We start from the raw sequence: 22,965 nt of genomic DNA on the forward strand, positions 1-22,965 counted from the left end.
GCAGCAAGCGCACCGGGGCAACGCCCGGTCGCGACCGGGCGCCGGCGGTGTCAGTCGTCGCCGGGTGGCGCCAGCAGAGCGCTGCTCAACTCCTGGGCCAGCACCCGGCCGAGACTGTCCCGGTAGACGGCGGGTCGGCCCTCGTCCGTGTCGTCGCTGAGGAAGTCGATCTCCTCGGTCTGCGCGGCCGCGGTGGCGTAGGCGGCCAGCGCCGCGGTCCGGGGATCGGCGATGTCGGTCATCGCGTCGAGGACCGCCGTGGCGTTCGCCCAAGCCGTGCGCAGCGCGGCCGCGGCCGTGTCGCTGGCGCAGTGGTCGGTGATCCACTCCTCCGGCCCGGCGAGCAGGCGGGTGCGGAGCCCGTCGACGTGCAGGTCGGGTTGGGCCGCGAGCCAGCTGAGCGTGGCGCGGAGGGCGGCGGCGTCCTCCTGGGTGGCCGACGACAGGGCCGGGTCGACCGTTGCGTGGTCGGACGTGGACGCGCCGGTGGCCAGCGTCTCGGCGGCCGTCACCGGCAGCGCGGCGGTGACGGTGAACAGCGACGCGGTCATCGGGTCGAGGTTGAGCAGCCCGAAGAAGACGGTGCGGGTCAGCGCTGCCAGCGGCACCCGGGTGTCCTCGCGGAACGGCTTGATCGCCCAGGTGGGGTCGGTGGTGGCCTGCTGAGCCTTCTGCTCGAACAGGTTGACCGCGTGGGTGGTCATCTTGGCCAGGGGCGCGCGGGGGTTGGCTTGCGCGGCCGCGGCGGCCGACCGGGCGGCCTGCCAGGCGAGGCAGTAGGTCTCGGCGAGCGGGCGGACGCGGGCCACCCGGAGCAGCGCCTCGCCCAGCCGGGCCTGGTGGTTCTCCGGCACCTCGGGCAGGTAGTGCTCGGCGAGCTGGAACTCCAGGTACCGGCGGGTCTCCGCGGCGATGAGCTCGGCGGCCAGGTCCCGCAGGTCGTCCTGGCCGACGCGGGTGGTCAGCCAGGCCCGGGTGCGGGCGCTCAGGTGCGCGTCGAGGGCTTCGGCGGCGGTTCCGAGGCTGCCGCCCTGCCATGCGTACCAGGCGACCGACCGCGGGTAGAACCCACTCGTGGCCGGTTCGGGCAGCGCCGCGGGGTCCTCGCCGGCGGCCGCCCAGGCGTCATCGAAGGTGACGTCCCAGGCGAAAGCGTCCAGTGGGCTGGCGGCCGGGTGGACGCGCAGCAGTCCGGAACGGTAGGCGCTGGAGAGTGCCGCGCTGGTCAGGTCGGTGTCCGGGGTGAGGCGGGCCGTCCACTGGGGCAGTGGCGCGATGGGGGTGCTGTCGGGTGCGTACCGCAGCATGGCCAGCACGCCGACGTCGGTGCGCAGGTCGGCGCCGACGCGGTTCCACTCCATCGGCGTCTCGCCGGCCAGCTGCAGCGGGTACTCACGGGCCACCGCCGTGCGGCGGCGTTCGTCGAAGGCCCGCTTCGCCGCGGCGATCCGCTGCCGGGCGCCGGCCTGCGCCTCCTGCTCGGCGCGCCTCGCGGCGGCGGCCTGTCGGGTCTTGTCGCGGCGGGCGCGGGCGGCCGGGTCGGTCAACTTGGCGACCGCTGCGGCGAGGTCGGCGTCGTGGCCGGCGCAGTGCGCGTCCGTGCTCGCGCCGTTGGCGAGTGCGTCCAGGCTGGCCCGTGAGCGCAGGGTGACCGGCGCTTGGCAGGTCGGGCAGGTCAGGGCTGGAAGTGCCGCACGAACACCGGCTGCTGCAGCCAGGTACAGCCGCGAGGGAGGCATCCCAGCGTCGTCGCCGATCGCGGTGGTCGTCTCAGCCCACACCGATCGTCGGGTGCGGGTGGAGACGGCGGAGTCGTCGGCGAAGCCACTCCAGGCCCAGTACCGGTGCCCGACGTTCACCCACTCCGGGTCGGCGTCGGGCAGCGGCGTCAGCTGCGGGACGAACTCCGCCGGCCGGGGCAGCCCGCTGCCTGCCGCGCTGGTGCTGTCCTCCTCGCCGGGGCCATGGCTGTCCATGCCTTCCAGTGTGCCCAGCGCCACCGACACAGGCAGTCGCCGCCACCACGCCAGCCCATCGGGTCCACGCCCAGGGGCCGCCATCGTGATGATCGGCAGCTCCGCAGGACGCGGCATCCAGTCAGCGCGCTGCCCATCGCACTCCCGCGCAAGGGCCGCCGCGTTGGTCGCGTGCTCCCGCCCGATCCCGCAGCCGTTGTGCGGCGGTGTCCAGGTCCTCGGCGGTGATCGGGCCCCACCCCGCCAACGTCAGCGCGCATTGGAGACGCGGGGCTCAGTCCCGGCGCAAGTCGCTGCCGGGCACCAGCCCGGTGTCGGCGAGCTCACCGGCGACGTCGACCAGCTTCCGGTTCAGCTCCTGGGACACCCGGGTGAGCACACCGAAGGCCTGGTCGGCTGTCAGCCGGTGCCGCTCCATGAGGATGCCCTTGGCCTGCCCGATGATGTCCCGGCTGGCCATCCCGGCGCGCAGGTTCTGCTCGTTCTCGGCGCCGGCCAGCGCGAGGGCGGCGTGCGCGGCCAGCAGCTGACCGATCTCCTGGCTCTCGTCGTCGAAGACCCGAGGTGTGTGGGAGTACACGTTGAGTGCCCCCAGCTGGTCGCCGGTGACGAACAGCTGGAAGCACATCATGCTGCCCACGCCCAGCTCCGCCGCCTGCCGCGCGAACTCCGGCCAGCGGCCCTCAGCAGCGACGTCGACGACCCGGACCACTTCGGTCTCCCAGACCGCGTCCAGGCACGGCCCTTGCCCGATGCGCCCCTGCAGGGCGTCGACCTCCCGGGGCAGGTCGCTGGTCGATGCGCGCGGCTCGACTTTCGACCGGCCGGTCACGGTGCTGACGCTGCACTCCTCAGCGGCGGGCACCACCCCGACCGCGGTGGCGACGATGACCTGCAGCGTGGCCTCCACGTCGCCGCGCTCCTGCTGCAGCTGCCGGGACACCCGGCTCATCACGTGCCCCAGGTGCTGCGTGGAGCCGGCCGCGTCCGTCGAGGCGCTCCGCGGAGTGCCCTCGCAACCGGCCATGACCGGAACGTACTCGGAGCGGAGTGCTCCAGGCTGCGCGCACAGCCGCAGACGTCGACGGCAGAGCAGGGGTGCCCCCTGCGTGGTCCCACCACCGACTGCCGAGACCCCGTCGACCGTGCGCACGGGTTCCGGTGCCGGAGGTGCCCCGGGCATCGGGCGGTGGAGCCACCGACCTGAAAGCGCTGGTAAAGGGGCACGGTGAAGCCGCTGCTCGAGTCCGGGGCGGGAGTGGGCAGCTCGGTATCCTCGGCGTGCCCGCTCAACGAGACGGCGGCGGTCAGTCCTCGTTGTGAGGGTTCTGGAGGGATTGCGTGACTGGCTCGTTGCCACCGGACACCGCGCTGCCGGCGCGCTCGGATCCTGCGTTCGAGCGGTTCGCCCGCCTGGTCCGCCGGCAGCTGGACGTCCCGGTCGCGCTGGTCACGCTCGTGTCGGCGGAGCAGCAGGTGTTCCCCGGCGCGGTGGGGCTGCCCGAGCCGTGGCAGTCCACGCGCTGCACGCCGCTGAGCCACTCCTTCTGCCAGCACGTGGTGCGTTCGGCGGACCCGCTGGTCATCGCCGACGCCCGCACCGACCCGCTGGTCGCCGACAACCTCGCGGTCCCGGACCTGCACGTCATCGCCTACGCCGGCGTGCCGATCACGGATGCCGGCGGGCTGGTGGTCGGTTCGCTGTGCGCGATCGACAGCCAGCCGCGCACCTGGTCGGCCGACGAGCTCGCGGTGTTGACCGACCTGGCGGGTGCCTGCAGCTCGGAGTTGCACCTCCGCGCAGCCCAGCAGCGTGCCGCCGAGGCCACAGCGCGCGCTGAGGCGTCCGCGGCGCAGGCGCAGGAGTTGTTGGCGCAGCAGGAGGTCGACCGGTCCCGTTGGTCGCTGGCGCTGGACGCCGGGCAGGTGGGCACCTTCGACCTGGACCTGGCCACCGGCGAGCTGATCGTCGATGACCGGCTGCTGGAGCTGTCGGGGATGGACCGGGCCACCTTCAGCGGCCGTCCCGACGACGTCTACGCCCACATCCACCCCGACGACCTCGCCGACGTCCTGGCCCGCGTCAGGCATGCCGTCGACACCGGCGGGACGTACGACGCGGAGTACCGCATCGTGCTCGCCGACGGCTTCCACCGGTGGATCGCCGCCCGCGGGCAGACGCTGACCGACGGCGAGGGCAGGTCGGTCCGGCTGCTGGGCACGGTGTGGGACGTGTCCGGCCGCCGGCGGGCGCAGGACCGGCTGGCGCAGCTGGTCGAGTCGATGGCGGTCGGGTTCATCGCGATGGACACCGACTGGGTGATGACCCACGTCAACGCCGAGGCCGAGCGGGTCCTCGGCACACCGGCCGGCCAGCTGCTGGGGCGCGCCCTGTGGGAGGCGTTCCCGGCCGCGGTAGGCACGGAGTTCGAGGACCGCTACCGCCGTGCAGCCGACACCGGTCAGCCGGTGACCTTTGAGGCCTACTACCCCGAGCCGCTCGACATCCGGGTCGAGGTCCGCGCAGTGCCCAGCGCCGAGGGGATGGTCCTGTACTTCCTCGACATCACCGCCCGCCACCGCGCCCAAGAGCTGTCGGAGCGGGCCGTGGAGCGCGAGCGGCTGCTGTCCCGGATCACCGAGGAGCTCTCGGCGACGTTGGACGCCGCCGAGGCCGCCCGGCGGCTGACCCGGCTGGTCGTGCCTGACATCGCCGACTGGTGCGTCGTCACCCTCATCGACGACGAAGAGGCCGGTGGTGACCGCCGGGCGCTGCGCAACGTCACCTCCTGGCACCACGACCCGCAGTTGCGGGACACCGTGGACGCCTACGCCCACGCCCGGCTGGGTGCCCTACGTGATGACGCGCTGATCGTCCGGGCGATGCGGACCGGGCAGCTGCAGCTGCTGGCCGAGGGCGCCGCCGCTCGCGGGGCGGCGATGATGCAGCCCGGGCCGGTGCGCGAGCTGGTGTTGCAGCTGGCACCGGAGTCGGTCGCCGTGCTCCCGCTGCCCGGCCGGGACGGGCCGGTCGGGCTGCTCACCCTGTGCACCGGCAGCGACCGGGGCCCCTTCGCCCCGGCTGACCTGGCCACTGCCCGCCACGTCGCCGCCCGCGCCGGTCTGGTGCTGGACAACGCCCGCCTGTTCCGGCAGCAGCGCGACCTCGCCGAGGGCTTCCAACGGTCCCTGCTGACCCCACCGCCGGAGCCTGATCACCTGCAGATCGTGGTCCGCTACGTGCCCGCCGCGCAGGCCGCTGAAGTCGGCGGCGACTGGTACGACGCGTTCATGCAGCCCGGCGGCGCGACACTGCTCGTCGTCGGCGATGTCGTCGGCCACGACGTCGAAGCCGCCGCGGCGATGGGCCAGATCCGCGGCATCGTGCGCACCGTCGGAGCCCTGGACCACGACGGCCCGGCGTCGGTCCTGCGCCAGGTGGAGCAGGTGATGCAGACGCTGCAGTCACCGATCCTGGCGACCACGGTGGTGGCGCGGCTGGAGCAGAACGACAACGACCGCGCGGCGGGGCTGACCCGGCTGTGCTGGTCCAACGCCGGGCACCCACCGCCGATGGTGGTCGCCGCTGACGGCACGGTCACCGCGCTCACCACCGACCGCGCCGACCTGCTGCTCGGGGTGGACGCCGAGGCACCGCGGCGGGAGTCGCAGGTGATGCTGGACCGAGACGTGGTCGTGGTGTTCTACACCGACGGGCTCATCGAGCGCCGCGACTCCGACCTCGACGCCGGCACCGCCCGGCTTCAGACCGCGTTGGCCGACCTCGCCTGCTCCGACCTGGATGAGCTGTGCGACGAGCTGCTGACCCGAATGCTGCCCGATGCACCCAGCGACGACGTCGCCCTGATCGCGGTGCGGCTGCATCCGCAGGACCAGCCACGCCCGGCTGAGGCCGGCCCGCACCGGGTGCCGCCAGGCTTCCCGGTCGACTGACCCCGGGCCCCGGGCCCCGGTGCGCGAGGCCCGGTACTCGGCGCTCAGGTCCAATGGCTGGTGAGCCGGATGCTGGACCCGTGGTCGTCGCGTCGGAGCGCGACGTGGTCGCACAGCTGCCGGGCCAGCCACAGGCCCATGCCGCCGGCGGACAGGTCCTCGCCGTGGGCTGGCCCGTACCCGGCGAACGGGTCGGCCGGTCCGGGACCTGCGTCGGCGATGGTGCACACCAGCGTCCCGGGTGCGCTCCACAGCCGCAGGCTGACCGGCGGGTGGCCGTGCCGGACGGCGTTGGAGGTCATCTCGTCGACGGCCAGCTGGAAGTCCTCGAGCAAGTCGTCCGGTCCAGCGACCGTGCTCAAGTGTCGGCGGATGGTTCGCCGCAGCCCGATGAAGTCGTGCACGTCATCGGCGGCCAGTGCCGGCGGGGTGCGCTCCAGCGGCTCGTCAGGCACCGGCAGCCCGGCCAGGTAGTCCACCGGGTCGACGTAGCCGGGATTGGTCATCCGGCCGGCGCCGGTGACCAGGTGCGGGTGGGTGCGACGGGCAGTGGTCAGCAGCGGCTCGGGCAGCGCAGTGCTCATCACGCACAGCCCCCACAGCGGGGAGGATGCGAACGCGGAGTTGATCACCGCTTCGTACCGCTGCCACTCGTGCCAGTCAGCCGTGGTCGTGCCGAAGTCGACCTCGCCGACGACCCGGACCCGCCGACCGGGGCTGGCCTGCTCGGCCAGCCCGCGGAAGGTGGTGATGGCGGTCGGCGTGCGGGAGCGGTAGAGCGCAGGCCGTTCCAGCACCAGGACCAGCGGGTCGTTCCCGACCGCCTCACAGAGGGCGGCGGTGGCGTGCGGGCCGGCGGCGATCACCGCGCCGTCGCCGTTGGCCAGCCCCTCGAGCAGGAACGGGGCGGCGACGTCGGCCAGGTCCTGCGCCGAGTCGTAGAACAGCGCGTCATGCCGGAACCCCGGCCTCGCGCAGCCGCCCGGCACGGTGCCGGTCGTGCTGCCGCGGCGTTCGGTGCTCCCCGTGGCCTCGAGGCCCAACGCGTCCAACCCCCCGTCGTGCCACTCACGCTCCGTACGGGCGGCCGGCGCCCACGGTAGACGCCGCCGCGTGCCCGACCACTCGATGAGTGTGTCGCGGCGCGCACAGCGGGCACTGGCGTCAGGGCCGGAGCTGCTCCGGGTCGCCGGTGAGCCACTCTAGGACGACGATGCTGGCGTCGTCCTGCAGCTGGTCGCCCTGGTGGGCGAGCACGCTGCGCACCAGCCGCCGCACCGTCTCCGGTGCCGGGTCGCCGGCGGCCAGGGCGGAGCTGATGAAGTCCGCCAGCCGCTGCTCGCCGAAGAACTCCCCGTCCGGGGAGCGGGCCTCGGTGATGCCGTCGGTGTACAGCAGCAACCGGTCCCCGGGCTCCAGGCGGGTGGTGCACACCTCCGGTTTCCTGTCCTGCAGGCCCAGAGGGCGCGAAGGGGGGCAGCGCGGCGGGGACACCAGGGAGGCGCCGCGCAGGATGAGCGGCTCGGGGTGGCCGGCGTTGATCCACCGCAGCATGCCGGTGCTCAGGTCCAGGCGGGCGAGGACGGCGGTCGCGAACTGGCTGGCCGGGAACTGGTCGGCGATCGCGGTGTTGACCTCCGCGGCAAGGTCGGGCAGTTCCAGGGAGTTGCGCCGGCCGTGCCGGTAGGCGCTGATCGCGACGCTGGCCAGCACCGCCGCCGGCAGTCCGTGCCCGACCGCGTCGAGGACGAGCAGGTCGGCGGTGTCCCCGGTGACCTGGTAGTCGAAGCTGTCCCCGCCGACGTCGTAGGCGGGCTCGAGGCCCCCGGTGATGACGACCCGGCGGGTGCCGAACGTCATCGGCGGAAGCAGCTCCCACTGCATCTCCGCCGCCAGCGACAGGGTCTTGCGCCGGCGGAGCTTGGCGAACAGATCACTGTAGGCGTCGTTGGTCACCACCAGCTCGGCGACCAACGCCACGAACGCGCGGACCTCCTCCAGCAGCTCCTCACCCGGCGGGTCGGTGAACACGAACTCGGCTACCCCGAGCCGCTCCAAGCCGTCGAGCACCGGCACCCACAGGTGGGTCCCTCCGGTCGCCGGGCGGGTCAGCAGCTCGACCCGGCGGAACGCCCGCCCGGCCAGCGTGCCCTCCACAGGCAGCGACTGACGCTCGGGCACGCCGTTGCCCGGCAGCGGCAGCAGCGTGACCTGCTCGTAGTCGACGAGGTAGATCACTGTCTCGCGCGCCCCCAGCAGCTGGGCGTGCCGGGCGACGGTGGCCGCCAGCTCGTCGGGTGCCATCAGGTGCGAAGCACGCAGCAGTGAGCTCAGGGCGTCGGGCACTGCGGCTCACCTGTCGCTCGGGGACGGAACCCGAACCCTGTAGCCGCCGCCCCGGGGCCCTAACCGTGACCGCCGGCCAAGGGCACCGTGGCTCGCTGAGCGAGCCTCGCTCAGCGGCCATGCGTGGACCGCCGGGGCTGCAGGCCGCCGGCGGGCAGCAGCCACCCTCGGCGTGACCTGCGCGCCCGGCGCCGAGGCGCATCGGCTACTTGTAGGGCTGGCGACCAGTTCGCTGACTGCGACCTCGGCGACACCGCCCACGCCGTCCTGCGCCCGCTGAAGGTGTCACGGCCCGCCGGGGTGCGCCCAGCGGGAGCGCTGCCAGCGCTGAGCGCCCTACCGGGGGCGATCGGCGCTCCGGGCGCCCAGCGGTTGCACGTGCCAAGAGTTGCTTGTGCCAATCGCTGCTTCTGCCAATCGGCCGGCGATTGGCAACGTGCAACCCGAGATTGGCAAGCGCAACTCTTGGCAGCTCAGGCAACTTCACGCATGCCAATCTCGTGCAACTGCTCAGCGGATCAGCCTGCTGCCCTGGGGGTGAGCCGAGGCGGGGGTCAGGCGATGTCGGCGAGCTTGGTGCGCAGCTGGAGGACCGCCTTGGTGTGCAGCTGGCAGATCCGGCTCTCGGTCACCCCGAGGACCCGGCCGATGTCGGCCAGGGTGAGGCCCTCGAAGTAGTAGAGGCTCACCACGACCTTCTCCCGGTCGGGCAGCTGCTCGACCGCGCGGGCCAGCAGCTGGCGGGCCTCACCGTGCTCGGCCATCGCCTGCGGGTCCAGGGCGCTGGTGTCCTTGAGGGTGTCGACCAGGCGCGGGGCGGAGCCGTCGTCGTCGACGAGCAGCTCGTCGAGGGCGACCACGTTGACCAGGGACAGCTGGCCGAGGAACTTGCGGATGTCCTCGACGTCCATCTCCATCTCCGCGGCGATCTCCTCCTCGGTCGGGCTCCGCTGGAGCCGGCTCTCGAGGTCGGTGATCGTGCGCTCGAACTGACGCGCCTTCATCCGCACCGACCGCGGGATCCAGTCGGTGGAGCGCAGCTCGTCGATGATCGCGCCGCGGATGCGTGCCATCGCGTAGCTCTCGAACTTGATCTCCCGCGAGGGCTCGAAGCGGGTGATCGCGTCGATCAGGCCGAAGGTGCCGTAGGAGACCAGGTCGGCCTGCTCGACGTGCGCGGGCAGACCGCTGCCGACCCGGCCGGCGACGTACTTCACCAGCGGGGCGTAGTGCAGGATCAGCCGGTCGCGGAGACCGGTGTCCCGGTCGCGGACGTAGCGGGCCCAGAGGTCAGCGACCGCCGCGTCCGGGTCGTCGCTCGCCCCGAGCTGGTGGACCGTCGCCTCAGACACCTGCATCCCCCTGATCGCCTGGTGCTGTGCGCACCGTTGCCGTCCCCACTCTCTCAGGCCCGCGGATGGGCCTGCGCGTGGACCGCGCGCAGTCGCTCGACCGTCACGTGCGTGTAGACCTGCGTGGTCGCGAGGCTAGCGTGGCCCAGCAGCTCCTGGACCGAGCGCAGGTCGGCACCGCCCTCCAGGACGTGCGTGGCGGCGGAGTGCCGCAACCCGTGCGGGCCGATGTCCGGGGTGCCCGGGGCGGCCTGGACCGCCGCGTGCACGACCCGCCGGGCCTCCCGTGCGTCCAGCCGGCCGCCGCGGACGCCCAGCAGCAACGCCGGTCCGCTGGCCGGGGTGGCCAGGACCGGGCGCCCCTGGGTCAGCCACGTCTCCAGCGCCTGCGCGGCCGGCGCGCCGAACGGCACGCTCCGCTCCTTGCGTCCCTTGCCCAGCACCCGGAGCAGCCGCCGGGCACGGTCGACGTCGTCGACGTCGAGGCCGACCAGCTCCCCCACCCGGATGCCGCTGGCGTACAGCAGCTCGAGCACCAGCACGTTGCGCAGCCGGAGCGCGGTGGCCGCCGCGTCCTCGCCCTCGTCGGCGGGCTGGGTGGCCTGCTCCAGGACGGCGCGCGCCTGGTCGACGCCGAGCACCCCGGGCAGCGTGCGGTGCGCCCGGGGGCTGGCCAACCGGAGGCCGACGTCCTCGAGCACCTGGCCGCTGCGGCGCAGGTGGGCGGTGAACGAGCGGGCCGAGGCCGCCCGGCGGGCGGTGGTGGACCGGCTGTCGCCGCGGGTGCGGCCGGCGGCGAGCCAGCTGCGCAGCGTGCCGAGGTCGAGGTCGGCCGGGGTGGTCCCCTGCCGGCGGGCCAGGTGGTCCAGCAGCGAGACGACGTCGCCGACGTACCCGCGCACGGTGTGGGTGGAGAGGTCGCGCTGCAGCCGCAGGTGCTCCTCCCAGCCGTCCAGCGACTCGGCGAGGGCAGCCGGCAGCCCCGCCCGCAGCTCGGCCGTCCCCGCCATGGGGGCAGCGTCCGTGCCGGAACGGGACCGGTCAACCGGGCGCGCCGGTCCCGGTCCGCGGTGGCGGGTGCAGCCGCCAGCCGGTGCCGGTCCACTGGACCAGGTCGGCGAGCTCCAGCGAGGGGAGCACCCGCAGCACGTCGAGGACGTCGCAGCCGGCCACCGCGGCGAGCCGTTCGGGGCTGACGCCGGTGCGGACCGGGCAGGCGTCGAGCACCCGGCGGGCCACGTCGGACAGCTCGTCGCGGGCGTCGCCCGGCCGCTCCGGCGGCGCGGCGAGGTCGGCGCCCAGCGACCCGACCCGCTCGATGACCTGCGCCGCGGTGGTGACCAGCCGAGCGTTGCGCAGCTCGTCGCGGAGCAGCTCGTGGCAGCCGACCGACATCGCGGAGGTGACCGGTCCGGGCACGACCATCAGCGCGCGGCCCAGGTCGTCGGCCCGGTGGGCCGTGGCCAGTGCGCCGGACCGCGCGGCCGCCTCGACCACCACCGTGCCCTGGGTCAGCGCGGCGATCAGCCGGTTGCGGACCAGGAACCGGTGCCGCAGCGGCGCACAGCCCGGCGGCCACTCGCTGACCAGCAGGCCGCCGTCCAACAGCCGGGAGAACAGCGCGGAGTGCGCCGCCGGGTAGGCGCGGTCGACGCCGCAGGCGAGCACGGCCACGGTGGGGGCACCGGCGGCCAGCGCCCCGCGGTGGGCGGCGGCGTCGATCCCGTAGGCGCCGCCGGAGACGGTGGTCCAGCCGCGCTCCCCCAGCCCGTGGGCCAGCTCCCCGGCGACGTGCTCGCCGTAGGCGCTCGCCGCACGCGAGCCGACCAGCGCGACCGAGCGGTCGACCACGTCGACCAGCGCCCCGCTGCCACGCACCCAGAGCCCCAGGGGCGGCACGGGCGCGAGTGTCCGGTCCAGCCGGTGGTCCTCCGGCAGCGCGGAACTGGCCAGGGTCAGGCAGTGCAGGGCGAAGGTGGGCCACTCGTCGTCCTCGGGCACCACCAGGCGCGCGTTGCAGCGTTCGGCCCGCCGCAGGTCGGCGAGGCTGGCGTCCTCGGTGACCCGCGCACCGGCGACGGCCTGCACCCGCGGTGGGGCGGTCCCGGCCCGCACGGCGGCCACCGCCTCGACCGGCCCCACCCGTTCGACGAACCGCCAGGCCTCCACCGACCCGGGTTCGAGCGCACGACTGAGCCAGGCCCGCGCCCGGCGGACCGCCGGCCCGGCGACACCCCCGTGCGTCTCCGCCGGTGCGCTGCGCAGGTCGGCGACCAGCGCGTCGTGCCCCGCCCCTCCCCCGGCGGTCATGCCGCGGCCCGCTGCACGCGCATGCCGAGGGCCTCGGCGACCTCGTCGGCACCGGGCGCGGTGTGGCCCGCCAGGTCGGCGAGCGTCCACGCGACCCGCAGCACCCGGTCGAACCCGCGGACCGACAACGACCCCCGCTCCAGGGCCCGCTCGGCCAGCGACAGCGCCCGGCGCGGCACCGGCCACCGCTCGCGCAGCAGCCGGCCGGGCACCGCGCTGTTGAGCGTGAGCCCGGTCCCGGCCAGCCGGGCCGCGGCCGCCGCCCGGGCGGCACCCACCCGCCGGGCCACCACCTGCGTCGACTCCGGCGGCGCGACGCCGTCCAGCCAGGCGGCGCGGCTCACCGCCGGGAGGGTCACGTTGAGGTCGATCCGGTCCAGCAGCGGGCCGGAGAGCCGGGACTGGTAGCGCCGGCGCTCCAGCGGGCTGCACGTGCAGGCGGTGTCACCGGCCGCGCTCGCGCAGGGGCACGGGTTGGCGGCCAGCACCAGCTGCGCCCGGCAGGGGAACGTCGCCGAGCCGTTCGCCCGGTGGATGGTGACCTCGCCGCGCTCCAGCGGCTGCCGCAGCGTGTCGAGCACGGCTCGCGGGAACTCCGGTGCCTCGTCCAGGAACAGCACACCCAGGTGGGCCCGGCACAGCGCGCCCGGGCGGATCTGGCCCGACCCACCGCCGACCAGCGCGGCCATCGTCGCCGAGTGGTGCGGTGACTCGAAGGTGGGCCGCCGGACCAGCGGCGCCCCCGGGGGCAGGGTGCCGGCGACCGAGGCGATCGCGGTGACCTCCATCGCGGCCCGCTCGTCCAGTGGCGGCAGCAGGCCCGGCAGCCGCTCGGCGAGCATGGTCTTGCCCGCGCCGGGCGGGCCGCTGAGGAACAGGTGGTGCCCCCCGGCGGCGGCGACCTCCACCGCCCGGCGCCCGGCGGCCTGCCCGACGACGTCGGCCAGATCCGGGCCCGGGGGCTCGGGAGCCGCGGGCCCCCGGACGTGGGCCGGGACCGCGGCGGCACCGGCCAGGTGGCCGACGACCTGCCGCAGGCTCCCGGCAGCCAGCACCTCGATCCCCTCGACGAGCGCGGCCTCGTCGGCGTTGTCGGCCGGCACCACGACCTGCCGGTGCCCGGCGCGGGCGGCGGCGAGCACGGCGGGGAGCACCCCGCGGACCGTCCGCAGCGAGCCGTCCAGGCCGAGCTCGCCGAGCAGGACCAGCTGGCGCACCCGATCGGCGGGCACCACGCCGGCGCCGGCGAGCACCGCCACGGCGAGGGCGAGGTCGAAGCCGCTGCCCTGCTTCGGCATCGCCGCCGGGGACAGGCCGATGGTCACCCGGCGGAGCGGGAAGTCGTGCCCGCTGTTGACGACCGCCGCGCGCACCCGGTCGACCGACTGGCGCACGACGGCGTCGGGCAGGCCGACGAGCACCACCGTGGGCACCCCGGCGGCGAGGTCGACCTCGACCTCGACCATGGCGCCCCGCACGCCGACCAACCCCACCGACCACGTCCGGGCCAGCGCCATCAGAACGCGTTCCGCAGGTGCGCCACGCGGGCCGGCCCGTCGACCGGGACGTGCACCCCCACGACGTCGAAGCGCAGGTCGGGTGCGTGGTGCTCGTGCGCGGCGAGCCAGGCGCGGGCCAGCTGGCGCAGCCGCCGCCGCTTGCCGGCGGTGACCGCTTCCGCGGGGTGCCCGAAGCCGGTGCCCCGGCGGGTCTTCACCTCGCAGAAGACGATCGCGTCGCCGTCGCGGGCGACGACGTCGAGCTCACCGTGGCGGCAGCGCCAGTTCCGGTCGAGCACCTGCATGCCGGCGTCGGTGAGCAGCCGGACGGCCACCCGCTCGCCGTAGGCGCCGAGAGCGGCTCGTGGGGTGGGGGTCGTGGACACCCCTCGACCCTGATCCCGGCCCGGGGCGGCGGGCCAGTGCCGCACCGGGTCTGTGGACAGCGGGTGCGGCTGTGGACGACGCCCCGCCGGTCAGCGCCGCGCCGGTGCAGCCTGGCCGGGTGCGGAGGACGGGGTCAGGGCAGGCGCGGGTTGTCCGGCAGCTCGAGGTCCGGCTTGTCCAGCTCCTCGACGTTGACGTCCTTGAACGTCACCACCCGCACGTTCTTCACGAACCGCGCCGGGCGGTACATGTCCCAGACCCAGGCGTCGGTGAGGGTGAGCTCGAAGAACACCTCACCGCCGGCGTCACGGACCTGCAGGTCGACGCTGTTGGCCAGGTAGAACCGCCGCTCGGTCTCCACCACGTAGGAGAACTGGCGGACGATGTCCTTGTACTCGCGATAGAGCTGCAGCTCCATCTCGGTCTCGTACTTCTCGAGGTCCTCGGTGCTCATCGCGTGTGCTCCACGAGTGCCGGCGTGGGCAGGCCGGCACGGTGGTCGGCAGCCCGCGGGATGGATCCGGAGACGAGCTCCGGGAGGTCGTTCGACTGGGCGGGCACGGGTCCATCATCGGGCATGGCCCCCCTCTGCGGCAGCGCCGGTGTCCGCGCGGCGTGCGCGTCCCGCGCCCGGGCCACGTTCACGAACCGCATCCGGTGCTCCGGGCAGGGGCCGTGCTCGTCGAGGGCCGCGCTGTGCGTCTCGGTGATGTAGCCCTTGTGCACGTCGAACCCGTAGTCGGGGAACCGCGCGTGCAGGTCGAGCATCATCCGGTCCCGGGTCACCTTCGCCAGCACGGAGGCGGCGGCGACGCAGGCGGCGACCCGGTCGCCCTTCCAGACCGCCAGCGAGGGCTGGGCCAGGCCGCTGACCGGGAACCCGTCGGAGAGCACGTACTCCGGGCCCGGGTCGAGCGTGTGCACGGCCCGCCGCAGGGCCTCGATGTTCGTCACGTGCATGCCCCGGGCATCGAGCTCGGGCACCGGGATGACGACGACCGACCAGGCGACCGCCCGGTCCACGACCTCGGCGTAGACCTGCTCCCGGGTGGCCGGGGTGAGCAGCTTGGAGTCGGCCAGTCCGGGCACGCGGCCGCGCCGGCCGGCCGGCAGCACGCAGGCGGCCGCGACCAGGGGCCCGGCGCAGGCTCCGCGACCGGCCTCGTCGGCGCCGGCGATCGCGCCGAAACCGCGGCGGCGCAGCGAGCGCTCCATCTCCCAGAGGGCGTCCGGCGCCTCCACGGCAGCGCCGCCGCGGGAGCGCGGGACGGCCCCGGAGCCGGGGACGGTGGATCGGGCAGGCATCGACTGCCGACCCTACGACGCCGGGGTCCGTGGTGGCCCCGGGACCGGCCGACGGCGCACGCACCCGGGCGGCGCACGCACCGGGCGGCGAACGCACACGAGCCGGTCCGCGGGGGAACGGGGACCGGCTCGTGGCGGGCGGGCGTGATCGGCAGCTGCCGACCAGCCCGGCCTGCCGGGACGTGGGGGGGACGTCCCGGCCGTGGGGGTCGGGTCGGGAGGCGGCGGGCGCGATGCCCGGTCCGCTCCCGGCCCGCCGGCTCAGACGCCGGTGGCGGTGAAGGAGTGCGCGCCGCAGGTGCAGGTGGGGTTGCGGGCGGAGAGCACCAGCGAGACGGCGTGGGCCCGGTCGCGGGCGCCGAGCTTGCGCAGGATCGCCTTGACGTGGGACTTGACGGTGTCCTCGCTGATGAACAGGTTCCGGCCGATCTGCCGGTTGGACTGCCCCTGGAGGAGCTCGTCGAGGACGTCGGACTCCCGGCGGGTCAGCGGCACCTCGGGGGTGAGCGGCTTGGCGACCGACTCGACCCCGCCCTCGGTGCGGCGGATCTGCGGGTCGACGACGGTGCGCCCGGCACGAGCCGCGAGCACCGCCCAGCCCAGCAGCGTGGGCGAGGTGTTCATCAGCAGGTAGCCGCGGACGCCGGCGGCCAGCGCCTCGTTGACCACGGCCGGGTCCTCGGAGCTGGCGATCGCGACGATCGCGATCTGCGGGTAGCGGCGGCGCAGGTCACGGCAGGCGTTCAGGGTCGCGGCCCGGCCGGCGCCCAGCTCGACCACGACGGCGTCGGGGCGGGCGGAGTCGGCCAGGGTCAGTGCCCGCCGGGGCTCCCCGGGGGTGCCCACCGCCTGCATGCCGGCGGTCTCGTTGATCATGCCGATCAGGCCGCGGCGCAGAACCGGGGCGTCCGCGAGGATCATGACGCGGGTGACGCCGCGCGTGGTGCTCGCCATGGGTGCAGACACTGTCTGACTCTCCGTTCGGGTCTGATGACTCTCTGCGATGTACATCGACCGGGTGAACGGAGTACTTGAACAACTTCCGCGAACTTCTTTGCACGACGCGCGCAGATCATGCCGAAAGACGGGTCCGGGCGGTCGCCGGGTGTGCTCGACCGACGGCGCGCCTGCTCGACAGTGGGCCAGGAGGACCCTTTCGAGCAGGCGGTGGTCAGCCGGCCGAGGAGCCCCGCGCCGGCCGGGTCTGCGCCGGGCGCCGCACGCGCCGCCAACCGGTGCGCGGCGGGCGCCGGGACGGGCCCGACGCACGGGCACGATGCAGCCTGCGCCGCCGCCAGGCGGTCAGCGGCACGGCGCCGGCCAACCCCAGCACGTAGGGGACCGCGACTGCCGCGCCGCCCTGGACCGGCACCCCGACCGGGGCGGCTGCCGCGTCGGCCTGCTGGATCTCCGGGTCGTCGATGAGCCCGAACCGGTCCAACGGCCACACGATGAGCGCCGCCTTGCCGATGACGTCGTCCACCGCGATGGTGCCGGCGTACTTGTCGTTGCTGTGCTCGACGGAGTCCGCCGACGCCGAGCGGTGGTCGCCCATCACCCACAGCCGCCCCTCGGGGACGACGACCGGGGAGAACGTCCGCGACTCGATCGGGTTGTCCTGGTAGATGTACGGCTCGTCCAGCGGCTCGCCGTCGACGGTCACCCGGCCCTCCGGGTCGCAGCAGGCGACCTCCTGCCCGCCCGTGGCGATGACCCGCTTGACGTAGTCGTCCTCGCTGGGCGGGGCCACCCCGATCGTCCGGCCCAGGGTCAGCAGCCCCCCGGTGAACCAGTTGCTCGGCTCCTCGACGGCGATCTCCGGGGACCAGGTGTCCGGCCCGCGGAAGACCACGACGTCACCGGGCTCTGGCTCGCCGAACCAGTAGGGCACCTTGTTGACCAGCACCCGGTCCCCGGTGCAGCCGGGGCAGCCGTGCAGCGTCTGCTCCATCGAGCCCGACGGGATGAAGAACGCCTGCACCAGGAAGGTCTTCACCAGCAGGGCCAGCACGAAGGCGATGACCAGCAGCACCGGCAGCTCACGCACCAGCGAGCCCTTCTTCGCCGGTGCGCGTCTCCCCGTCGACGTGCCGCCCGGGTCGGGCCCACCGGCGCGGCGGTCGCCCGCCTCCGGCGTGGACGGGGAGTCCGGGGTGTCGTCCCGCTCGGGACTGCCGGCGGACGAGTCGGTGGGGCCGTGCGTGCTCATCGCCGATCAGCCTACGGTCCGCGCGCCACCCCGCCCGGCGGACGCGGGGCAGCGTCGCGACCTCACCGGCGCGCGAGCCCCCCGGAGAACGCGAACGGGCCGGCTGCCCGTGGCAGCCGGCCCGTTCGACGCGGAGACGCTGGGATCAGCGCGCGACGACCTCGCGCTTCTCCTTGATCTTGGCGGCCTTGCCGCGCAGCTCGCGGAGGTAGTACAGCTTCGCCCGGCGGACGTCACCGCGGGTGAGCACCTCGATCTTCTCGACGACGGGGGTGTGCACCGGGAAGGTGCGCTCCACGCCGACGCCGAAGCTGACCTTGCGCACGGTGAAGGTCTCGCGGATCCCGCCACCCTGGCGCCGGATGATCACGCCCTGGAAGACCTGGACGCGCGAGCGGGTGCCCTCGATGACCCGCACGTGCACCTTCACGGTGTCCCCGGGGCGGAAGTCGGGGATGTCGTTGCGCAACGACGCGGCGTCGAGGGCGTCCAGGGTGTTCATCGCAGCAGTCCTCAGGATCTAGGGAACTCGTCGTGGAACGGGCAGCGGGGTCCCGGTGAGTCCGTACCGGGGGGCCGCGCTCCACCACCCGCGACATCGTCCATGACGTGGTCAGGGAACGTCGTCGTCAGGCGGGGAGCCACCATCGACAGGAGCCGACGGCGTGCAGCAGCTCTCTACTGTGCCACATCTTCAGCTGACGATGCGCGGGGGCCCCGTCCACGGGCCCGCGAGCAGCTGCGGCAGCACCTCGGCGAGCTGCTGGGGGGCGAACGCCACCCCGCCGGCGGCCACCTCGGCCGCGCTCCACCAGCGGTGCGGCTCGTCGGCGAGCAGCTCGAGTTCGGTGCGCCCGGCGACGTCGACCTCGTGCCGGACGTCGCGCAGCACGAAGAACGTCTCCCGGGAGTCGATCGCCTGCCCGCCCCACCGGCCCAGGTGCCGGCGCAGCCAGACCGGCCCCTCCAGGTCGGCGGGGTCGGCACGCAGGCCGGTCTCCTCGGCGAGCTCCCGGACGGCGGCGGTGCGCAGGTCCTCGCCGTCCTCCACTCCCCCACCGGGCGTGTACCAGAACAGCACGTCGCCGGGGACGGCGTCCGGGCCGGTGAGCCGGGCGCCGAGGAGCAGCACCCGCTGCGCCGGGTCGAGCACCAGGACGCGCGCGGTCGGCCGGACCCAGGGCTGGGTGGTCACGACTGGCTGGTCACGACTGGGTGGTCACGGCTGGGGGTCGGCGTCCAGCGCCGCCCGGTCGGCCGCCGACAGCCCCTCGGCCGGCAGCGCGGCGAGCAGGTCGGGTCGGCGGTCGGCGGTGCGCCGCAAGGACTCCGCGCGGCGCCAGCGGGCGATGGCCGCGTGGTCACCGGACAGCAGCACCGGCGGCACGTCCTGGCCGCGCCAGGTGGCCGGGCGCGTGTAGGAGGGGCCCTCGAGCAGCCCGTCGGCGTGGGAGTCGAACTCCACCGACTCGGCGTTGCCGACGACCCCCGGGATCAGCCGGGTCACCGCCTCGACCATCACCAGCACCGCGGACTCGCCACCGGCGAGGACGTAGTCGCCGATGGAGACCTCCGAGACCGGGCCGGCCGAGGCCGCCCAGTCCGCGACCCGCTGGTCGATCCCCTCGTAGCGGCCGCAGGCGAAGACCAGCCCGGGCTCGGCGGCCCACTCGGCGGCGACCGCCTGGGTGAACGGCCGACCGGCCGGGGTCGGCACCACCAGCCGGGTGCCCGGCGGCCGGACCGCCTCGAGCGCCCGGGCCCAGGGCTCGGGGCGCATGACCATGCCGGGGCCGCCGCCGTAGGGGGCGTCGTCGACCGTGCGGTGGACGTCGTCGGTCCACTGCCGCAGGTCGTGCACCCCGACGGAGACCAGGCCCCGCGCGGCGGCCTTGCCCAGCAGCGACTGGCCGAGCGGGGCGAGGTACTCCGGGAAGATCGTGACCACGTCGATCCGGAAGCCGCTCACAGGTCGAGCAGCCCCTCGGGCGGGTCGACGACGAGCCGCCCACCGGCGACGTCCACGGTCGGCACCATGGCCGTGACGAACGGGACGAGCAGCTCGCGGCCGTCGGTGCGCCGCACGACCAGCAGCTCGGCGCCCTCGTGCCGCACGGCGGTCACCTCGCCCAGCGGCGTCCCGTCGGTCAGCTCGGCGGCCAGACCGACCAGCTGGTGGTCGTAGAACGAGTCCGGGTCGTCGAGCTCGGGGAGCGCGTCGACCGGGACGAGCAGCCGCGTGTTGCGCAGCGCGTCGGCGGCCTCCCGGTCGGTGGCCACGACGCCGTCCGGACCGGCCAGCTGCAGCAGCAGGACACCGCTGTGCCAGCGGGCGGCGTGCACGGTCAGCGGGCCGCGGGAGGCGGGATCGGTGAGCAGCACCGACCCCGGGGCGAACCGCAGGTCGGGGTCGTCGGTGCGGACCTCGACGGTCACCTGACCACGGACACCGTGGGGCCGGCCGATGCGGCCGACCACCACGGTGTCGGGGTGTGCGGGGGTGGCGCCGGTGGCGCCGGGAGTGCTCAGCGCCCGTCGGTGTCGACGACGTCGACCCGAAGGCCGCGGCCGCCGACACCGGTCATGACCTGCCGCAGCGCCTTGGCGGTGCGGCCGCCGCGGCCGATGACCTTGCCGAGGTCGTCGGGGTGGACCCGGACCTCCAGGGTCTTGCCGCGCCGGCCGTTGACCATGTCGACCACGACGTCGTCGGGGTTGTCGACGATGCCCTTGACCAGGTGCTCGAGCGCTTCTTCGAGCACGTCTTACTCGGCAGCAGGCGTCTCGGCGGCGGGAGCCGCCTCGGCAGCCGGGGCGTCAGCAGCCGGAGCGGCGTCGGCCTTGGGAGCGGCCTTCTTCTTGGGGGTGGTCGCCTCGGTCGTCGGCTCGTCCATGGCGGCGCGGGCGGCCTCCTCGTACAGGGCCTTCCGGTCCGGCTTGGGGGCCGCGACCTTCATCGGGGCCGGAGCCGGCTCACCCTTGAACTTCTGCCAGTCACCGGTGACCCGGAGGATGGCGCGGACGGCCTCGGTCGGCTGGGCGCCGACACCGAGCCAGTAGGCGGCACGCTCGCCGTCGACCTCGATGAAGGACGGGTCCTCCTTCGGGTGGTACTTGCCGATCGTCTCGATCGAACGACCGTCCCGCTTGGTGCGGGCGTCGGCGACGACGATGCGGTAGTACGGCGCGCGCATCTTGCCCAGGCGCATGAGCTTGATCTTGGTGGCCACGGTGTGTGGTGTGCTCCTCGAACGTGTGTGGTTGCCCGCCGGACGGACGCGTGGGGGTACGCCGGGGCGAGGCGATGGACACGGGCGTGGATGGTGAGAGGGCCACCCGCCGCCGTGTTCGACAGACCATGATGCCAGACGCCGGGGAAGAGCTCATGACCGCGGCCGGGCGAGGTCAGTCCCCGGTGCCCTCCGGCGGCACGAGAAAGCCACCCCAGCCGTCGTAGCGACCGCCGTGCCGCCCGACGATCGCCACGATCTCCCGGGTGAACGCCGCCGCGGAGTCGTGGTCCACCGCGGTCATCGCGCTGAACTCGACCCAGACGGTGAGCAGCCGCCGGTAGGTGCCGTCGATCCGGTAGCCGGCCTGCACCAGCTCCGCGGACGCGGCTGCCGCCGCCCGGCGGGACCGGAAACCGGCCAGGTGGTCGATCGGCCGCGGGGCGTGCACCTGGTCGCCGTGCCCCAGGTTCGCCTCGACGGTCTCGGCGGTGAGCCGGAGCTGCTCCCGGAGGGCCGGCTCGTCAGCCACGGACGGCGGCGAGGACGGCGCCGGCGGCCTCGGCGACCGGCACCTCGGCCCGCTCCCCGGTGGCCCGGTCGCGCACCTCGACGACGCCCTCGGCCAGGCCCCGCCCGACGGTGACGATCGTCGGCATGCCCAGCAGCTCGGCGTCCTTGAACTTCACCCCGGGCGAGACCTTCGGGCGGTCGTCGTAGAGCACGGTCAACCCGGCGGCGACCAGCTCCTCGGCCAGCGCCTGCGCGGCCTCGAAGACGGCGGCGTCCTTGCCGGTGGCGACCAGGTGGACGTCGGCCGGAGCGACCGACCGCGGCCAGCGCAGGCCCAGCTCGTCGTGCGTGGACTCGGCGATGGCGGCCACGGCCCGGGAGACGCCGACGCCGTAGGAGCCCATGGTGACGGTGACCAGCTTGCCGTTCTCGTCGAGCACCTTCAGGTCCAGCGCCTCGGCGTACTTGCGGCCCAGCTGGAAGATGTGACCCATCTCCACGCCCCGGGCCAGCTCCAGCGGGCCGGAACCGTCCGGGGCGGGGTCGCCGGCCCGCACCTCGGCGGCCTCGATGACGCCGTCCCAGCCGAAGTCGCGGCCGGCGACCAGGTCGAAGACGTGCTTGCCGGGCTCGTTGGCGCCGGTGATCCACCGGCTGCCGGGCACGACCCGCGGGTCGACCAGGTAACGGATGCCGGTCTTGCTCTCGCTGCCCAGCACCTGCGGGCCGATGTAGCCCTTCACCAGGTCGGGGTGGGCGGCGAAGTCGGTGAACGGCTCCACCTCGGCGGGCGAGACCTGCGCCTCCAGCCGCTTGGCGTCGACCTCCCGGTCACCGGGCAGCCCGATGACCAGCGGCTCCCGGGTGCCGTCGGGGTGGACCAGGGTGACGACGACGTTCTTCAGCGTCGACGCGCCGGTGTACCCGGCCTGCGGGAACAGCTCGTTCGCCGCGGCGACCAGCGTCTCGATGGTCGGGGTGTCCGGGGTGTCCTCGACGTGCGCCTCGGGCAGCCCGTCGAACGGGATCGACTCGGGGACGACGGTCGAGACGGCCTCGACGTTGGCCGCGTACCCGCCGGGTGAGCGGACGAAGGTGTCCTCGCCGATCGACGTCGGGTGCAGGAACTCCTCGCTCTTGGACCCGCCCATCGCGCCGGACATCGCCGAGACGATGACGTACTCCAGGCCGAGCCGGTCGAAGATCCGGATGTAGGCCTCGCGGTGCGCGGCGTAGGAGCGGTCCAGTCCGGCGTCGTCGACGTCGAAGGAGTAGCTGTCCTTCATGGTGAACTCACGGCCGCGGAACAGCCCGGCCCGGGGACGCGCCTCGTCCCGGTACTTGGTCTGGATCTGGTACAGCGAGACCGGCAGGTCCTTGTAGGAGCCGTAGAGGTCCTTCACCAGGAGCGTGAACATCTCCTCGTGGGTGGGGCCGAGCAGGAAGTCGTTGCCCCGCCGGTCCTGGAGCCGGAACAGGTTGGGGCCGTACTCGGTCCAGCGGCCGGTCGCCTCGTAGGGCTCGCGCGGCAGCAGCGCGGGGAAGTGCACCTCCTGCGCGCCCATCGCGTCCATCTCCTCGCGGACGATGCGCTCGACGTTGCGGAACACCCGCCAGCCCAGCGGCAGCCAGGTGAAGCCACCCGGCGCAGCCCGCCGGATGTAGCCGCCCCGGGCGAGCAAGCGATGGCTGGGGACCTCCGCGTCGGCCGGGTCGTCGCGCAGGGTGCGCAGGAACAGGGAGGACATCCGAAAGAGCACGGTGCACATTGTCGGCCTACCGGCCGACACCGCGTCCAGCGGGTTCCCGCGCTGCGCTGAGCCGTTCCCGGTTCCTCCTCGTGGAGGGCTCCGCCCTCCCTCGTCACAACCGACCGACTGCGTC

At 74.3% G+C, this 22,965-nt stretch carries 22 protein-coding genes; 1 reads left to right on the forward strand and 21 read right to left on the reverse strand.

Annotated elements, in window-relative coordinates; all coding sequences use genetic code 11:
- Positions 1-50: 50 nt before the first annotated feature.
- Together ACI79U_RS07795 and ACI79U_RS07800 are read right to left on the reverse strand one after the other, a co-directional pair.
- Positions 51-1,976, reverse strand: a complete 1,926-nt coding sequence (locus ACI79U_RS07795; protein ID WP_457066388.1) for a hypothetical protein — start codon at positions 1,974-1,976, stop codon at positions 51-53.
- 274 nt (positions 1,977-2,250) lie between these two features.
- Complete coding sequence (locus ACI79U_RS07800; protein WP_457066390.1) at positions 2,251-3,003, reverse strand: GAF and ANTAR domain-containing protein; 753 nt, start codon at positions 3,001-3,003, stop codon at positions 2,251-2,253.
- A gap of 314 nt (positions 3,004-3,317) precedes the next feature.
- Between ACI79U_RS07800 and ACI79U_RS07805 the strand changes: the two genes are divergently transcribed.
- On the forward strand, positions 3,318-5,930 hold the full coding sequence (locus ACI79U_RS07805) for a SpoIIE family protein phosphatase (protein ID WP_457066392.1): 2,613 nt from the start codon (positions 3,318-3,320) through the stop codon (positions 5,928-5,930).
- Between the two features lie 44 nt (positions 5,931-5,974).
- Here ACI79U_RS07805 and ACI79U_RS07810 read toward each other — a convergent pair whose 3' ends face one another.
- The 19 genes from ACI79U_RS07810 to ACI79U_RS07900 form a co-directional block, all read right to left on the reverse strand.
- Positions 5,975-6,982, reverse strand: a complete 1,008-nt coding sequence (locus ACI79U_RS07810) for an anti-sigma factor RsbA family regulatory protein (RefSeq protein ID WP_457066394.1) — start codon at positions 6,980-6,982, stop codon at positions 5,975-5,977.
- Positions 6,983-7,094: 112 nt separating this feature from the next.
- Positions 7,095-8,276, reverse strand: coding sequence for a PP2C family protein-serine/threonine phosphatase (locus ACI79U_RS07815; protein WP_457066396.1), 1,182 nt, complete (start codon positions 8,274-8,276; stop codon positions 7,095-7,097).
- Between the two features lie 554 nt (positions 8,277-8,830).
- On the reverse strand, positions 8,831-9,634 hold the full coding sequence (whiG, locus tag ACI79U_RS07820; protein WP_457066398.1) for an RNA polymerase sigma factor WhiG: 804 nt from the start codon (positions 9,632-9,634) through the stop codon (positions 8,831-8,833).
- Between the two features lie 47 nt (positions 9,635-9,681).
- Positions 9,682-10,638 carry a tyrosine recombinase XerC gene (locus ACI79U_RS07825; protein ID WP_457066400.1) on the reverse strand — a complete coding sequence of 319 codons (957 nt, stop codon included), beginning with the start codon at positions 10,636-10,638 and terminating at the stop codon, positions 9,682-9,684.
- Positions 10,639-10,669: 31 nt separating this feature from the next.
- Entirely contained in the window at positions 10,670-11,938 is a 1,269-nt protein-coding gene (dprA, locus tag ACI79U_RS07830; protein ID WP_457066402.1) for a DNA-processing protein DprA, read from the reverse strand.
- Positions 11,935-13,455: a YifB family Mg chelatase-like AAA ATPase gene (locus ACI79U_RS07835; protein WP_457066404.1), complete on the reverse strand. Its 1,521-nt coding sequence runs from the start codon at positions 13,453-13,455 to the stop codon at positions 11,935-11,937. The genes dprA and ACI79U_RS07835 overlap by 4 nt, the downstream gene beginning before the upstream one ends.
- Positions 13,455-13,823 (reverse strand): YraN family protein, encoded by a 369-nt coding sequence (locus ACI79U_RS07840; RefSeq protein ID WP_457066406.1) that lies wholly within the window; start codon positions 13,821-13,823, stop codon positions 13,455-13,457. Before ACI79U_RS07840 ends, ACI79U_RS07835 begins: the two co-directional genes overlap by 1 nt.
- A gap of 134 nt (positions 13,824-13,957) precedes the next feature.
- A complete protein-coding gene (locus ACI79U_RS07845; protein WP_457066408.1) occupies positions 13,958-14,278 on the reverse strand; it encodes a DUF2469 domain-containing protein in 321 nt (106 codons plus the stop codon).
- Positions 14,275-15,129: a ribonuclease HII gene (locus tag ACI79U_RS07850; protein WP_457066410.1), complete on the reverse strand. Its 855-nt coding sequence runs from the start codon at positions 15,127-15,129 to the stop codon at positions 14,275-14,277. The genes ACI79U_RS07845 and ACI79U_RS07850 overlap by 4 nt, the downstream gene beginning before the upstream one ends.
- A 261-nt stretch (positions 15,130-15,390) precedes the next feature.
- Complete coding sequence (locus ACI79U_RS07855) at positions 15,391-16,083, reverse strand: LuxR C-terminal-related transcriptional regulator (RefSeq protein ID WP_457066412.1); 693 nt, start codon at positions 16,081-16,083, stop codon at positions 15,391-15,393.
- A 217-nt stretch (positions 16,084-16,300) separates the two neighbouring features.
- On the reverse strand, positions 16,301-17,338 hold the full coding sequence (gene lepB, locus ACI79U_RS07860; RefSeq protein WP_457066414.1) for a signal peptidase I: 1,038 nt from the start codon (positions 17,336-17,338) through the stop codon (positions 16,301-16,303).
- Between the two features lie 145 nt (positions 17,339-17,483).
- Positions 17,484-17,840: a 50S ribosomal protein L19 gene (gene rplS / locus ACI79U_RS07865; protein ID WP_457066416.1), complete on the reverse strand. Its 357-nt coding sequence runs from the start codon at positions 17,838-17,840 to the stop codon at positions 17,484-17,486.
- Between the two features lie 192 nt (positions 17,841-18,032).
- Positions 18,033-18,533: an NUDIX hydrolase gene (locus tag ACI79U_RS07870; protein ID WP_457066418.1), complete on the reverse strand. Its 501-nt coding sequence runs from the start codon at positions 18,531-18,533 to the stop codon at positions 18,033-18,035.
- 24 nt (positions 18,534-18,557) lie between these two features.
- Positions 18,558-19,307: a tRNA (guanosine(37)-N1)-methyltransferase TrmD gene (gene trmD, locus ACI79U_RS07875; protein ID WP_457066420.1), complete on the reverse strand. Its 750-nt coding sequence runs from the start codon at positions 19,305-19,307 to the stop codon at positions 18,558-18,560.
- Positions 19,304-19,819, reverse strand: a complete 516-nt coding sequence (gene rimM, locus ACI79U_RS07880) for a ribosome maturation factor RimM (RefSeq protein ID WP_457066423.1) — start codon at positions 19,817-19,819, stop codon at positions 19,304-19,306. The genes trmD and rimM overlap by 4 nt, the downstream gene beginning before the upstream one ends.
- 44 nt (positions 19,820-19,863) lie before the next feature.
- Positions 19,864-20,100, reverse strand: coding sequence for an RNA-binding protein (locus tag ACI79U_RS07885; RefSeq protein ID WP_299958160.1), 237 nt, complete (start codon positions 20,098-20,100; stop codon positions 19,864-19,866).
- 3 nt (positions 20,101-20,103) lie between these two features.
- On the reverse strand, positions 20,104-20,568 hold the full coding sequence (gene rpsP / locus ACI79U_RS07890; protein WP_457066425.1) for a 30S ribosomal protein S16: 465 nt from the start codon (positions 20,566-20,568) through the stop codon (positions 20,104-20,106).
- 175 nt (positions 20,569-20,743) lie between these two features.
- Positions 20,744-21,100, reverse strand: coding sequence for a ribonuclease E inhibitor RraB (locus ACI79U_RS07895; RefSeq protein WP_457066427.1), 357 nt, complete (start codon positions 21,098-21,100; stop codon positions 20,744-20,746).
- Positions 21,093-22,829 carry a proline--tRNA ligase gene (locus tag ACI79U_RS07900; protein WP_457066429.1) on the reverse strand — a complete coding sequence of 579 codons (1,737 nt, stop codon included), beginning with the start codon at positions 22,827-22,829 and terminating at the stop codon, positions 21,093-21,095. Before ACI79U_RS07900 ends, ACI79U_RS07895 begins: the two co-directional genes overlap by 8 nt.
- Positions 22,830-22,965 lie beyond the last annotated feature (136 nt).

The sequence above is a fragment of the Modestobacter sp. SYSU DS0904 genome, from assembly GCF_054051115.1.

Bases quoted from the DNA above. Each gene is read 5' to 3' on its own strand.
- ACI79U_RS07795 (WP_457066388.1), bottom strand. From the start codon at position 1,976: ATGGACAGCCATGGCCCCGGCGAGGAGGACAGCACCAGCGCGGCAGGC.
- ACI79U_RS07800 (WP_457066390.1), bottom strand. From the start codon at position 3,003: ATGGCCGGTTGCGAGGGCACTCCGCGGAGCGCCTCGACGGACGCGGCC.
- whiG (WP_457066398.1), bottom strand. From the start codon at position 9,634: ATGCAGGTGTCTGAGGCGACGGTCCACCAGCTCGGGGCGAGCGACGAC.
- ACI79U_RS07825 (WP_457066400.1), bottom strand. From the start codon at position 10,638: ATGGCGGGGACGGCCGAGCTGCGGGCGGGGCTGCCGGCTGCCCTCGCC.
- dprA (WP_457066402.1), bottom strand. From the start codon at position 11,938: ATGACCGCCGGGGGAGGGGCGGGGCACGACGCGCTGGTCGCCGACCTG.
- ACI79U_RS07835 (WP_457066404.1), bottom strand. From the start codon at position 13,455: ATGGCGCTGGCCCGGACGTGGTCGGTGGGGTTGGTCGGCGTGCGGGGC.
- ACI79U_RS07845 (WP_457066408.1), bottom strand. From the start codon at position 14,278: ATGAGCACCGAGGACCTCGAGAAGTACGAGACCGAGATGGAGCTGCAG.
- ACI79U_RS07850 (WP_457066410.1), bottom strand. From the start codon at position 15,129: ATGCCTGCCCGATCCACCGTCCCCGGCTCCGGGGCCGTCCCGCGCTCC.
- ACI79U_RS07855 (WP_457066412.1), bottom strand. From the start codon at position 16,083: ATGGCGAGCACCACGCGCGGCGTCACCCGCGTCATGATCCTCGCGGAC.
- lepB (WP_457066414.1), bottom strand. From the start codon at position 17,338: ATGAGCACGCACGGCCCCACCGACTCGTCCGCCGGCAGTCCCGAGCGG.
- rplS (WP_457066416.1), bottom strand. From the start codon at position 17,840: ATGAACACCCTGGACGCCCTCGACGCCGCGTCGTTGCGCAACGACATC.
- ACI79U_RS07900 (WP_457066429.1), bottom strand. From the start codon at position 22,829: ATGTCCTCCCTGTTCCTGCGCACCCTGCGCGACGACCCGGCCGACGCG.